The organism is Streptomyces sp. TRM68416, assembly GCF_014596915.1.
Taxonomy (GTDB): Bacteria; Actinomycetota; Actinomycetes; order Streptomycetales; family Streptomycetaceae; genus Streptomyces.
Map to the genome: position 1 here is coordinate 58357 of NZ_JACVWU010000028.1, position 12076 is coordinate 70432.

The window sequence follows — 12076 nt, forward strand, 5'->3', positions numbered from 1 at the left end:
GGGCGGACGCCGAGTCCTGCCGCCGCCCGGATGACCGAGTCGACAGGAGTGGATCGGCAGGAGTGGAGGACCCAAGCAAGACGGGTCGCCGGCACGGACTGGTGTCCGGGCCGAGCAGCCCTTGGGGTGAAGCCGCGGCAACGCGGCCGGGCTACTTCGCCAGCCCGAATCCGACAGGTCATCCTTCACAGGCGGCTGACGAAGGGTTGCGCATGACTGCGCTCAATCGTGTCCCGTCGCTGATGGTCCGGGCCGGTACGGCCTCGGCCATGACGATCGCCGCCGTGGGCGGCTCGATCGTGGCCCCCGGCTTCGCCGCCGAAGCGGAGGCGGCCACACCGGCGACGAAGGCACTCCAGGTCGCGGCGTCCAAGAAGGGCTCCCCCTACAAGTACGGTGCCACCGGCCCGCACCGCTTCGACTGCTCCGGGCTCACGCTGTACTCGTACAAGAAGGCGGGCAAGAGCCTGCCCCGTACGGCGGCCCAGCAGTACAACAAGACGCGCCACATCGCCGCCAAGAACCGCAAGGCGGGTGACCTGGTGTTCTTCCACTCGGGATCGAACGTGTACCACGTCGGTATCTACGCCGGTAAGGGGAAGATCTGGCACTCCCCCAAGACCGGGGACGTGGTGCGCCTGCAGAAGATCTGGACCAGCAAGGTCTGGTACGGCCGGGTGAGCTGACCGGTGCCCGGGGGACGGCGGCGCCCTGACCTGCCGCCGTCCCACCGGGCATGACCCGGGCTCAGCCGGTCACCCGTCTCTCCATGTCCGCCCACCGCCCCTGCACCGCACGTAACGAGACCCCGCTGGAACGCGCCGACCGCAACTTCGTCGAACTGCTCCAGGAACTGCGCGTCACCCAGACCGGTGTGCAGATCCTCTTCGCCTTCCTGCTGAGCCTGGCCTTCACGTCGCGCTTCTCGTCCCTCGACCAGGTCCAGCGCGCCACCTACGCCTCCACCTTGCTGCTCTCGGTCCTCGCGGCCGTGCTCTTCACCGCACCCGCCGCCCTGCACCGCTCGCTCTTCCAGCAGGGCGCCAAGCCGCTCATCGTGCAGGTGTCCTCGCGGCTGGCCTCGGCCGGCATGGCGGTGCTGGTGCTGGCCTTCACCGGGTCCGTCACGCTCGTGGTGGACGTGACGGCCGGCCGGGTCGGCGGCATCGCCGCGGGAGCGGCGACCCTGGTGGCCTGTCTCGGCCTGTGGGGGCTGCTCCCCCGGCTCGTGCGACGGGCCGTCAGCCGGCCTGCATCGCCGCCTCCAGCAGCAGCCCCGCGCCCAGAGCCGTCAGCGCGGCGCCGGTGACGCCCCCGACGGCGCGGGCGGCGCGCGGCGCACGCAGCCGGCGGCCCAGCCGGTCCACGAGCAGCGCCACGGCCGGGAACCACAGCAGCGCCAGCACGACCACGATCAGGGCCAGCAGCAGCGTCCGGGGCAGCGCGGGGGCGCCCGCGGGCACGAACTGCGGCAGCAGGCTCAGGAAGGTGATGGGCGCCTTGGGGTTCAGGGCGTTGGTGACGAACCCCTGCCGCAGCGGACGCGTGGCCGGGGGGTCCTCGCCGGACGCGGTGGCCCGCGGCCCGCGCAGCTCCAGCAGGGTCCGCGCGCCCAGGTACAGCACGTAGGCTCCGCCCAGCAATTGGAGCGTACGGAACAGGGCGGGCAGGGCGGCCAGGACCGCGGCGACCCCGGCGACCGCCAGCGCCGTGTGCAGCAGCAGGCCGCCCGCGATGCCCAGCGCGCAGGCGAGGCCGGCCCGGCGCGAGACGAGGGCGTTGCGTACGACGACGGTGAAGTCGGCGCCGGGCATGGCGACCATGCCGGCCGCGACCCCGGTGAAGGCGAGAAGCTGTCCGTCCATGCGGCCAGCCTGCCGCTCCGCAGCCTTCAGCAGGTATTACGAGTATCCTGGGCTGCCCTTAAGCGATGCTTTAGGCAGGATCCATGTACGACCCCACTCGGCTCGCCGCCCTGGTCGCCGTCGCGGAGGCCGGGTCGATCACCCGGGCCGCGGAGCGCCTGGGCTACACCCCGCCCGCGCTCTCCCAGCAGCTCGCCAAGCTGGAACGGGAGGCGGGCACGACCCTGCTGGTCCGCCACCATCGCGGGACGCGGCTGACGGGGGCGGGCGAGCTGCTGGTGGCTCGGGCCCGCCGGGTGCTGGACGAGCTGCAGCAGGCGCGGCACGAACTGGCCCGACTGACCGGGCTGTCCGGCGGCACGCTCCGGCTCGGCACGTTCCAGACGGCGGGCGTCCATCTGCTGCCGCCGGTGCTGAGCGCGTTCCGCCGGGCCCATCCGGACGTGGAGCTGACGGTCGCCAGCCATGAACCGCCGGCCGGGGTCGCCGCGGTGGCCGCCGGTGAGGTCGATCTGGCGCTGACCCACACCTACGAGCCGGCCGAGCCGGTGCCGCTGCCGGCCTCCGTCGCGCTGGAGCCGCTACTGGTGGAGGAGCTGGTCCTGGTGACCGCCCCCGGCCACGCCCTCGCCTCGGGCGGCGCACGGCTGCCGTTGGCCGAGCTCGCCGGGCAGCCCCTGATCAGCATGGCGCCGGATCATCCGGCCCGGCAGGGGGTGGAGGCGGTGCTGGCCCGGGCCGGGGCGACGCCGTCGGTGCTCGTCGCGACGCCCGTGTACGCGCTGGTGTGCGCGCTGGTCAGTGCCGGGCTCGGGGTCGGGGTGGTGCCGGAGATGGTGGCGCGGACCGCGGTGACTCCGGTGGGGGTGCGGGCGCTGGAAGGGGGCGAGTTGCGTCGTACGATCTCGGTCGCCCGCCGGACCGACACGACGTCACCGACCGTGGACGTCTTTCGGGCGCTGCTGCGGGGAGCGTTCGGCCGGGCGCAATAGCGCCCCGAGAGGGGCGCGGGCCTGTACGCAGCTCTACCGCGGGGCGCGAACGGCCACGACAACGCCGCACCCGCTCGACGGCATGACGGACGCGGCACGGCCTGGCGGAGCCTACGGCCGGGCGCCATGGCGCCCCGAGAGGGGCGCGGGGAACTGCGCGACCAGCCACGACAACGCCGCACCCGCTCGACGGCATCACGCGGCACGACCGGCGGAGCCTACGGCTCCTGCTGCCCCGCCGCCGTGACCGGCTGTGCCGGTACGGTCCACGGCAGTTCGATGGAGACGGTCTTGCCGCCCTCGCGGGTGGGGCGGACTCTGAGTCTGCCGCCGCATTCGGCGGTCAGCCAGCGGATGATGACCAGCCCGCGACCGTTGTCCTGCTGGACGGCCGCGGGCAGTCGCTTGGGGAAGCGGGGGTGGCTGTCGGTGACCCCGATGCGCAGTTGTTCGTCACGGTGCAGCTCGATGTCCACCGTGAAGGTGGGTGACTGCCCGAAGGTGTGCTGTACGGCGTTGGTGGCGAGTTCGGAGACGATGAGCCGGATGGTCTCGACGACCTCCGCGTCCTTTGCCAGGCCCCACTCCGCGAGGGTGCCGACGACATAGCCGCGGGCCGCGGAGACCGAGGCGGGATCGCTCGGCAGAGTGACGGATGCTTCCAGATGGTCTGCCATGGCGACGTCGTCCCTTTCCCACGGGACCGGAGTCCGACACGGAGCGGATGGTTCGAGTACGGTCCCGGACTGGTGCTTCGTCGCCAGACTGCCACTACCGCGCCGGTCACGGTGGCGATCCACCAAGATATGCATATATCTGTCGCTCGAAGCGGTGAACTCTGCTACGCGAGACCGTATTTGGGCGGCCCGGTTGGAGTAAGGAGGAGCGCATGCAGCACGGTCCCGCGGTGCGCCGCCGCAAGTTGGGCGCAGAACTGCGCGCGTTGCGCACCGGTGCGGGGCTCACCAGCGGCGAGGCGGCGCGGCTGGTGGGCTGGCACCAGTCGAAGGTGAGCCGGATCGAGACCGGGGCCAGCGGCGTGAAATCGGCCGATGTGCGGTTACTGCTGGATGCCTACGGCGTGCGCGACACCCAACTGCGCGAGCTCCTGCTGATGTTGGCGGGCGACGACGCGGGCGCCGGCCGGCACCACTGGTGGCATGCGTATCGCGGGGTGCTGCCGCCGACGTACCGGGATTTCATCAGTCTGGAGTCCCAGGCGAGTGCGATGCGCACGCTGGAGACCTCGGTGGTGCCGGGCCTGCTGCAGACGCCCGAGTACGCGCGTGCCGTGACCAGGGCCGCGGTGGGCGGTCTGGAGGAGGCGGACGAGCGTCTGGACGCCCTGGTCGAGGTGCGTCTGGCCCGGCAGACGGTGCTGCGGGGCGAGCCGCCGCTGGAGCTGAGCGCGGTGCTGGACGAGGCGGTGCTGCACCGGGAGATCGGCGGACCGGATGTGATGGTGCGGCAGTTGTGGCGGCTGGTGGAGGCGGGGCGGTTGCCGCAAGTGCGGCTCCAGGTGCTGCCGTTTGCGGCCGGGGCGCATGTCGGCATCACCGGACCTTTCGTTATCTTCTCATTTTCGCGCACTTCTGATCTGGATGTGGTTGTTCTCGACCATTTGACGAGTAGCCTCTACCTCGAACGGAAAGAAGACCTCCGGGCCTATACGGAGGCTTTCAACACCCTCCGGATCCACGCCCTTTCGCCCGAGGACTCGTTGGATTACATCGCCGGGATAGCTGACGGCGCGTAAGGAGGCACCATGTCTGCACTGCCTCGGAACGTACCTTCCAGTATCGATCTGCACGGCGTGCGGTGGCTGCGCAGCAGCTACAGCACGGGAGCGAACAACTGCGTCGAGACGGCTCGGCCCCTGACCGGCCCGTGCGCCGGACTGCTCGCCGTACGCGACTCCAAGGACCCGGCCGGACCCGCGCTGCTCTTCTCCCCCGAAAGCTGGGCGGAGTTCACGGCCGCGGCCCGCCGGATCTGATCAGTCCCCCGTCCCCGCGCGAGCCACGGCCGTGTCACGCCGACTCATGGTCGTGTGTCGCCGACGACCCGTACAGCGCGTTCGATCTGCCCCTCGGAGAGGTCCGCGCGGGCGGTCAGCCTCAGCCGGGAAATGCCGTCGGGAACGGAAGGAGGACGGAAGCAGCCCACGGCGAGGCCCGCGGCCCGGCAGTCGGCCGCCCACCGCACGGCACTCTCCGGGGACGGCGCGCGCACCGAGACCACCGCGGCGTCCGGACGCACCGCCCGATGGCCCGCGGCCGTCAGGCGGGCGTGCAGTTCGCCCGCCACCGCGCGCGCCCGCGCCGCCCGCTCCGGCTCGCGGCGCAGCAACCTCAGTGCCGCCAGGGCCGCCCCCGCTGCCGCGGGGGCGAGTCCGGTGTCGAAGATGAACGTCCGGGCCGCGTTGACCAGGTGTTCGATCACCCGGGCCGGACCGAGGACCGCTCCGCCCTGGCTGCCCAGCGACTTGGACAGGGTGACCGTGACGACCACGTCCTCGGCGCCCGCCAGACCCGCCGTGTGCGGAGCGCCGCGGCCGCCGTCGCCGAGCACGCCCAGGCCGTGCGCGTCGTCGACGACCAGTCCCGCGCCGTGCTCCCGGCACACCGCGGCGAGCGCGGCCAGCGGGGCGGCGTCGCCGTCCACCGAGAAGACCGTGTCGGAGACCGCGATCGCCGGTCCGTCGTGCGTACTGAGGGCCTTGCGCACGGCGTCCGGTTCGGCGTGCGCCACCACCTGCGTGGCGCCCCGGGCCAGCCGGCAGCCGTCGATCAGCGAGGCGTGGTTGCCCGCGTCGGAGACGATCAGTGAGCCGTGCGGCCCGAGGGCGGTGACCGCGGCGAGGTTGGCCGCGTAACCGGAGGAGAAGACCAGGGCCGCCTCGAAGCCGCAGAAGTCCGCCAGCTCGCGTTCCAGCTCGGTGTGCAGCTCGGTCGTGCCGGTGACCAGCCGGGAGCCGGTCGCGCCGCCGCCCCAGGTCCGCGCGGCCCGGGCCGCCGCCTCGGTGACCTCCGGGTGGTGGGCCAGACCCAGGTAGTCGTTGCTCGCGAGGTCCAGCAGCGGCGAGTCGGCGGGGCGGGGGCGCAGGGTCCGTACGAGTCCGGCGCTGCGGCGCAGCTCGGCCTGCTCGTCGATCCAGCCGAACGCCATGGGTCCTCCGGGGATTTTGTAGGCAGTGGACAGACACTAGCGGGACGACCCGGCACCCACGGTGTGGCAATACCCACACCTCGAAGCGCCGCTGTTGTGCGAACTCTCCTTGGCCAGGGACCACTCCGTAGGACAGGATCAGCTCTCATGGATCTGCTGAACACGCTGGTGGACAAGGGGCTGCGGCGCGAGCTGCCGACCCGCGAGGAAGCCCTGGCCGTCCTCGCCACGTCCGACGACGACCTGCTCGATGTGGTGGCCGCGGCCGGCCGGGTGCGCCGGCAGTGGTTCGGCCGCCGGGTGAAACTGAACTACCTCGTCAACCTCAAGTCCGGCTTGTGCCCGGAGGACTGTTCCTACTGCTCGCAGCGGCTCGGCTCGACGGCCGGGATCCTGAAGTACACCTGGCTCAAGCCGGACGAGGCCTCCCAGGCCGCAGCGGCCGGGCTCGCGGGCGGCGCCAAGCGGGTCTGCCTGGTGGCGAGCGGGCGCGGCCCGACCGACCGGGACGTGGACCGGGTGTCGGACACCATCAAGGCGATCAAGGAGCAGAACGAGGAGGTCGAGGTCTGCGCCTGTCTCGGGCTGCTCTCCGACGGCCAGGCCGAGCGGCTGCGCGAGGCGGGCGCCGACGCCTACAACCACAACCTCAACACCTCCGAGTCCACCTACGGCGAGATCACCACCACCCACACCTACGCCGACCGGGTGGACACGGTGCGGAAGGCGCACGCCGCCGGTCTGTCCGCCTGCTCCGGTCTGATCGCGGGCATGGGCGAGAGTGACGAGGACCTGGTCGACGTCGTCTTCTCGCTGCGCGAGCTGGACCCGGACTCGGTGCCGGTCAACTTCCTGATCCCGTTCGAGGGCACCCCGCTGGCCAAGGAGTGGAACCTCACCCCGCAGCGCTGCCTGCGCATCCTGGCGATGGTGCGGTTCGTCTGCCCCGACGTCGAGGTGCGCATCGCCGGCGGACGCGAGGTCCATCTGCGCACGATGCAGCCGCTCGCCCTGCACCTGGCCAACTCGATCTTCCTCGGCGACTACCTCACCAGCGAGGGCCAGGCCGGCAAGGCCGACCTGGAGATGATCGCGGACGCCGGCTTCGAGGTGGAGGGCGCCGACCAGGTGACGCTGCCGGAGCACCGGGCGGCGGGCGGGGGCTGCGGTTCCCAGGAGAGTGCCTGCGGCTCGGGCGAGGGCGGCGGAGTCTGCGGTTCCGCGCCGGTCGCGCAGACCGAGCCCGGTGAGGTCCGCAGCGACCTCGTCGCCGTACGCCGACGCGGTGCCGGAACGGACCTCGCGCCCAATGCCTGACCTGGGCGTGCCCGAGCTGCTGGAGCTGGACCGCAGGCATGTGTGGCATCCCTACGGGCCCATGCCGGGGCGGCAGGAGCCGCTGGTCGTGGAGTCGGCGAGCGGGGTGCGGCTGCGGCTCGCGGACGGCTCGGGCGAACTCGTCGACGGGATGTCCTCCTGGTGGTCGGCGATCCACGGCTACAACCACCCGGAGCTGAACGAGGCGGCGCGCGAGCAGCTCGGCCGGATGAGCCATGTGATGTTCGGCGGGCTCACGCACGAGCCCGCCGTACGCCTGGCGAAGCTCCTTGTCGACATGTCGCCAGATGGTCTGGAGCATGTCTTCCTGGCCGACTCGGGGTCGGTGTCGGTCGAGGTCGCCGTCAAGATGTGCCTGCAGTACTGGCGCTCGCTGGGCCGCCCCGGCAAGCAGCGACTGCTGACCTGGCGCGGCGGCTACCACGGCGACACCTGGCAGCCGATGTCGGTGTGCGACCCCGAGGGTGGGATGCACGAGCTGTGGGCCGGGGTGCTCCAGCGCCAGGTGTTCGCCGATCCGCCGCCCGCGGAGTACGAGGAGGCGTACGCCGATCACCTGCGGACGATGATCGCGCGGCACGCGGACGAACTGGCGGCGGTGATCGTCGAGCCGGTGGTGCAGGGCGCGGGCGGGATGCGCTTCCACTCCCCCGCGTATCTGCGGGTGCTGCGCGAGGCCTGCGACGCGCACGGCGTGCTGCTGGTGTTCGACGAGATCGCGACCGGGTTCGGCCGGACGGGTGCGCTGTTCGCGGCGGACCACGCGGCGGTGACGCCGGACGTCATGTGTGTGGGCAAGGCCCTGACCGGCGGCTATCTGACGATGGCCGCCACCCTGTGCACGTCACGGGTGGCCGAGGGGATCTCGCGCGGCGAGGTGCCGGTGCTCGCGCACGGGCCGACGTTCATGGGCAATCCGCTGGCCGCCTCCGTGGCCTGCGCCTCGATCGAACTGCTCCTGGGACAGGACTGGCTCGCGCAGATCAAGCGGATCGAGACGGGGCTGCGCGAGGGACTGGCACCGGCGCGCGCGCTGCCGGGCGTGCGGGACGTGCGCGTGCTGGGCGCCATCGGGGTCGTCCAGCTGGACCACCCGGTCGACATGGCGGCGGCCACGGCCGCGGCCGTGCGGGAGGGCGTGTGGCTGCGGCCGTTCCGGGATCTGGTGTACACGATGCCGCCGTACGTCACGGGCGACGAGGACGTGGCGCGGATCGCGCGCGCGGTGTGCGCGGCGGCGCGGGAGGGTTGAGATGACGGTTCTGGTGATCACGGGCACCGGCACGGAGATCGGCAAGACGGTCACGACGGCCGCCGTGGCCGCCGTGGCCCTCGCCTCCAGCCGCACGGTGGCCGTGCTCAAGGCCGCGCAGACGGGGCTGCGGCCGGACGAGCGCGGGGACGCCGACGAATGCGCACGGCTCGCGGGTGCCGTGACCACCGCCGAACTCGCCCGCTATCCGGACCCGTTGGCGCCCGCCACGGCGGCTCGCCGGGCGGGCCGTCCGCCGGTGCGGCCGCACGGGATCGCCGAGGCCGCCGCCAAGCTCGCCACCGAGCACGACCTGGTGCTGGTGGAGGGGGCGGGCGGGCTGCTCGTCCGCTTCGACGCGGAGGGCGGCACGCTCGCGGACGCGGCCGAACTGCTCGGGGCGCCGGTCGTGGTGGTGGCCCCGGCGGGGCTGGGCACGCTGAACTCCACGGAGCTGACGGCACGTGAACTCCGGTCCCGGGGCCTGTCCCTGGCTGGCGTTGTGATCGGCAGTTGGCCCGACTCCCCCGATCTGGCCGCACGTTGCAATCTGGCGGACCTGCCGCAGGTCGCGGGCGCGCCGCTCCTGGGCGCGCTGCCGGCCGGGGCGGGGTCGCTCGCTCCGGTCGACTTCCGGGCGGCGGCGCCGAGTTGGCTGGCGCCGCGGCTGGGCGGGACGTGGGACGCCGAGGAGTTCCGGGGCCGGGAGGGGGCCTGACGGGCTGCTCCGCCGCGCGGTCGGCGACCCGGGCGCCGACGAAGACCTGGGACGGGTCGGTGGCCGTGCGTTCCTGCACGGCGGCCGAGGCCGTAGCAGCCCGGCTGCCGGCCGGTGAAGGGCCCCTCGTCCAGGTGGTCGTACGCGGCGAGGTCCTCGTGGAGCACGCGCTGTCTCGGAGGTCGACCCGGTCGTGCACCCGGTGGCCGGCCCCACTCCTGTCCGGCCTCGGACACCACCGCGATCCCGAGCGGCGCGACGAACGTCGAGGTCGGCTGCGTCTCGCACACCGGCATGAACAACGACTACGGCATGCGCCGACAGGGGCGGGACTCCGTCGTCTGATCCGGGGCGGTCGGCAGGGGGTGCGTGGGGCGCATTCGGGGGAGAATCGGGGTACGCCCGTCCTGCCCCGGGAGGTCCCCATGCCGCTTCGGTCCGCCGGTACGCGCGCGGTGCCGCGGGATGCCGTGCACCACCCGCTGTTCGCCCGCTTCTACGCCCGGGTCAGCGTGAACGCCGAGTCCCGGATGGGCATGGGCTCCGTACGGGACCGGCTGCTCGCCGGTCTGTCGGGGCGGGTGATCGAGATCGGCGCGGGCAACGGCCTGAACTTCGCGCACTACCCGGGCGCCGTCTCGGAGGTCGTGGCGATCGAACCGGAGCGCCTGCTGAGGCAGTTGGCCGTGGACGCGGCACTGCGCGCCGAGGTGCCCGTCGACGTCGTGCCGGGTGCGGCCGAGGCGCTGCCGGTCAAGAGCGAGGCGTTCGACGCGGCGGTGCTCTCCCTGGTGCTGTGCAGCGTCCGTGACGTGCCGCGGGCGCTGTCGGAGGTGCGGCGGGTGCTGCGGCCCGGCGGGGTGGTGCGGTTCTTCGAGCACGGGCGGGGTGGCGGGCGTGCGATGACGCTGACCCAGCAGGCCCTGGACCGCACGGTGTGGCCGCTGCTGTCCGGCGGCTGCCACACGGCCCGGGAGCCGGTCGCCGCCCTGCGCGAGGCCGGGTTCGAACTCGGCCCCTACCGGCGGGTGTTCATGCCGGAGAACGGCCCGAGGCTGCCCACCTCCTACTGCGCGCTCGGCACGGCGTGGCGGCCGGCGGAGGAGGAGTGATCACAGGCTCCACTGGCGCAGTTCGCGCGCGATGTCCTGCACCGAGGCCTCTCCGTCCTTGACCAGCCGGGCCAGTTCGCGGACCTGCTCGGGCGAGGTGACGACCTTCAGACCGCTGGCGACGAGGTAGGCGTAGGCGACCGCGGAGGCGAACAGGGCGTTGGAGCGCTCCAGCGCGGGGACGTGGATGAGGAGTTGCAGCAGCGCGGCGGCGCGGGCGTGCGGGCTGTCGTAGACGGGTACGTCGAATATCTGGGCCTCGTGGCGGGCGACGGCGGCGATCAGGGCGCCCCAGTCGGTGACCTGCGGGTCGCCCGGGGTGTGCTGTTCGGCGAGCATCAGCAGCCAGGCGAGGTCGATCCTGAGATTGCTCAACGGATCAACGACGACCTTCGTGCGCGCGCTCCGACGACGTGCCGTCCGCGCCGAACTCCTCGGCGAAGACGGCCTGGTACTGCTTCATGAAGTCGGCGGCGGCCTCCACGAAGGTGTGGCCGACCTCGCCGGTGTCCTGTCTGACCAGTTCCTCGATGTAGCGGTTGACGCTCATGCCGCGGGCCAGGGCGCGTTCACGGGCCGCGCGGGCGGTTCCCTCGTCCACGCGTACGTTCAGCTGAGTCTTCGCCATGCTTCGAAGCTAGCGCCGGAACGCTAGCAGGGGCAAGGGGTCTTTCCGTCCGGAGAACGTGCCCCTTACACCGGTATCAGGGGCCCGACCTGGGGCGGAGGTCGCCTCGGTCGCAGGGGGGATTCCGGGTGTGCGGCGGATCACACTAGGCTCGGCCCCGACAACGACGCTGCGATGTCCATGAGCGAGGAGGCAGCCTTGTCCACTCCTGCTGCGGAGCACGCCTCGGCCGACGGGATCGCGGCCCGCGCCCGCGGTGTGACCAAGGCGTACGGGTCCGGCGAGACGACGGTCCTCGCCCTGGACGCCGTCGACGTCGACATCGCGCGCGGGCGCTTCACCGCGGTCATGGGCCCCTCGGGTTCGGGCAAGTCCACGCTGATGCACTGCCTGGCGGGGCTCGACAACGTCTCGGCCGGTCAGGTGTGGCTCGGCGACACCGAGATCACCGGGCTCAAGGAGCGCGAGCTGACCCGCCTGCGCCGGGACCGGATCGGGTTCATGTTCCAGTCGTTCAACCTGATCCCGACGCTGAACGCTGCCGAGAACATCACTCTGCCCATGGACATCGCGGGCAAGAAGCCCGACGAGAAGTGGCTGGACCAGGTCATCGACGCGCTGGGGCTGCGCGACCGGCTCAAGCACCGGCCCGCGCAGCTCTCCGGCGGACAGCAGCAGCGCGTGGCCTGCGCCCGCGCCCTCGCCTCCCGCCCCGAGCTGATCTTCGCGGACGAGCCGACCGGAAACCTGGACTCGCGGGCCGGTCTGGAGGTGCTCGGCTTCCTGCGCGACGCGGTGGACGACCTGGGGCAGACCGTCGTCATGGTCACCCACGACCCCGGCGCCGCCGCCCATTCCGACCTGGTGCTCTTCCTCGGTGACGGAAGGATCGTCGACACCATGGAGGAGCCGACGGCGGAGGCGGTACTGGAGCGAATGAAACGGTTCGACACGATCCGCGGCCAGGCGGACGGCGCCGTCGACACCGCCAAGGAGGACTGAC

Annotated in this window: 15 protein-coding genes, 1 pseudogene and 1 riboswitch; of the genes and pseudogenes, 11 read left to right on the top strand and 5 right to left on the bottom strand. The window is 72.4% G+C overall.

Annotated elements, in window-relative coordinates:
* Positions 1-22 precede the first annotated feature (22 nt).
* Positions 23-209: riboswitch (cyclic di-AMP (ydaO/yuaA leader) on the top strand.
* A 3-nt stretch (positions 210-212) separates the two neighbouring features.
* Both ICC28_RS33800 and ICC28_RS33805 read left to right on the top strand, forming a co-directional pair.
* Positions 213-686: a C40 family peptidase gene (locus ICC28_RS33800; RefSeq protein ID WP_188292619.1), complete on the top strand. Its 474-nt coding sequence runs from the start codon at positions 213-215 to the stop codon at positions 684-686.
* A 50-nt stretch (positions 687-736) separates the two neighbouring features.
* A complete protein-coding gene (locus ICC28_RS33805; RefSeq protein ID WP_411158638.1) occupies positions 737-1309 on the top strand; it encodes a DUF6328 family protein in 573 nt (190 codons plus the stop codon).
* Here ICC28_RS33805 and ICC28_RS33810 read toward each other — a convergent pair.
* Positions 1242-1865, bottom strand: a complete 624-nt coding sequence (locus ICC28_RS33810; RefSeq protein WP_188292620.1) for a LysE family translocator — start codon at positions 1863-1865, stop codon at positions 1242-1244. The genes ICC28_RS33805 and ICC28_RS33810 overlap by 68 nt on opposite strands.
* Positions 1866-1948: 83 nt before the next feature.
* On the opposite strand from ICC28_RS33810, the gene ICC28_RS33815 reads away from it, so the two are divergent.
* Positions 1949-2857 (top strand): LysR family transcriptional regulator, encoded by a 909-nt coding sequence (locus tag ICC28_RS33815; RefSeq protein ID WP_188292621.1) that lies wholly within the window; start codon positions 1949-1951, stop codon positions 2855-2857.
* A 218-nt stretch (positions 2858-3075) separates the two neighbouring features.
* Here the strand turns inward: ICC28_RS33815 and ICC28_RS33820 are convergent, their stop codons facing one another.
* Entirely contained in the window at positions 3076-3534 is a 459-nt protein-coding gene (locus ICC28_RS33820) for an ATP-binding protein (protein WP_188292622.1), read from the bottom strand.
* A 212-nt stretch (positions 3535-3746) separates the two neighbouring features.
* Here ICC28_RS33820 and ICC28_RS33825 point away from each other — a divergent pair, with 212 nt between their 5' ends.
* Together ICC28_RS33825 and ICC28_RS33830 are read left to right on the top strand one after the other, a co-directional pair.
* A complete protein-coding gene (locus ICC28_RS33825; protein WP_188292623.1) occupies positions 3747-4613 on the top strand; it encodes a helix-turn-helix domain-containing protein in 867 nt (288 codons plus the stop codon).
* Between the two features lie 9 nt (positions 4614-4622).
* Positions 4623-4853 (top strand): DUF397 domain-containing protein, encoded by a 231-nt coding sequence (locus ICC28_RS33830; RefSeq protein ID WP_188292624.1) that lies wholly within the window; start codon positions 4623-4625, stop codon positions 4851-4853.
* Positions 4854-4897: 44 nt separating this feature from the next.
* On the opposite strand, the gene ICC28_RS33835 is transcribed toward ICC28_RS33830, so the two are convergent.
* Complete coding sequence (locus tag ICC28_RS33835; RefSeq protein ID WP_188292625.1) at positions 4898-6025, bottom strand: 8-amino-7-oxononanoate synthase; 1128 nt, start codon at positions 6023-6025, stop codon at positions 4898-4900.
* 147 nt (positions 6026-6172) lie between these two features.
* Between ICC28_RS33835 and bioB the strand changes: the two genes are divergently transcribed.
* The 5 genes and pseudogenes from bioB (at position 6173) to ICC28_RS33855 (ending at position 10445) form a co-directional block, all read left to right on the top strand.
* Positions 6173-7342 (top strand): biotin synthase BioB, encoded by a 1170-nt coding sequence (gene bioB, locus ICC28_RS33840; protein WP_188292626.1) that lies wholly within the window; start codon positions 6173-6175, stop codon positions 7340-7342.
* Positions 7335-8615, top strand: a complete 1281-nt coding sequence (locus tag ICC28_RS33845; RefSeq protein ID WP_188292627.1) for an adenosylmethionine--8-amino-7-oxononanoate transaminase — start codon at positions 7335-7337, stop codon at positions 8613-8615. Before bioB ends, ICC28_RS33845 begins: the two co-directional genes overlap by 8 nt.
* Before the next feature lies 1 nt (position 8616).
* Positions 8617-9333, top strand: coding sequence for a dethiobiotin synthase (gene bioD, locus ICC28_RS33850; RefSeq protein ID WP_188292628.1), 717 nt, complete (start codon positions 8617-8619; stop codon positions 9331-9333).
* 231 nt (positions 9334-9564) lie between these two features.
* Positions 9565-9678 (top strand): annotated as a pseudogene (locus ICC28_RS40875) (lipase); the annotation flags it as partial.
* 80 nt (positions 9679-9758) lie between these two features.
* Positions 9759-10445, top strand: a complete 687-nt coding sequence (locus ICC28_RS33855) for a class I SAM-dependent methyltransferase (RefSeq protein WP_188292629.1) — start codon at positions 9759-9761, stop codon at positions 10443-10445.
* On the opposite strand, the gene ICC28_RS33860 is transcribed toward ICC28_RS33855, so the two are convergent.
* Both ICC28_RS33860 and ICC28_RS33865 read right to left on the bottom strand, forming a co-directional pair.
* Positions 10446-10820 (bottom strand): fic family toxin-antitoxin system, toxin component, encoded by a 375-nt coding sequence (locus ICC28_RS33860; protein WP_188292630.1) that lies wholly within the window; start codon positions 10818-10820, stop codon positions 10446-10448.
* A gap of 4 nt (positions 10821-10824) precedes the next feature.
* A complete protein-coding gene (locus ICC28_RS33865; protein WP_188292631.1) occupies positions 10825-11073 on the bottom strand; it encodes a toxin-antitoxin system HicB family antitoxin in 249 nt (82 codons plus the stop codon).
* Positions 11074-11247: 174 nt separating this feature from the next.
* Here ICC28_RS33865 and ICC28_RS33870 point away from each other — a divergent pair, with 174 nt between their 5' ends.
* Positions 11248-12075: an ABC transporter ATP-binding protein gene (locus ICC28_RS33870; RefSeq protein ID WP_188292632.1), complete on the top strand. Its 828-nt coding sequence runs from the start codon at positions 11248-11250 to the stop codon at positions 12073-12075.
* Position 12076: the final 1 nt, after the last annotated feature.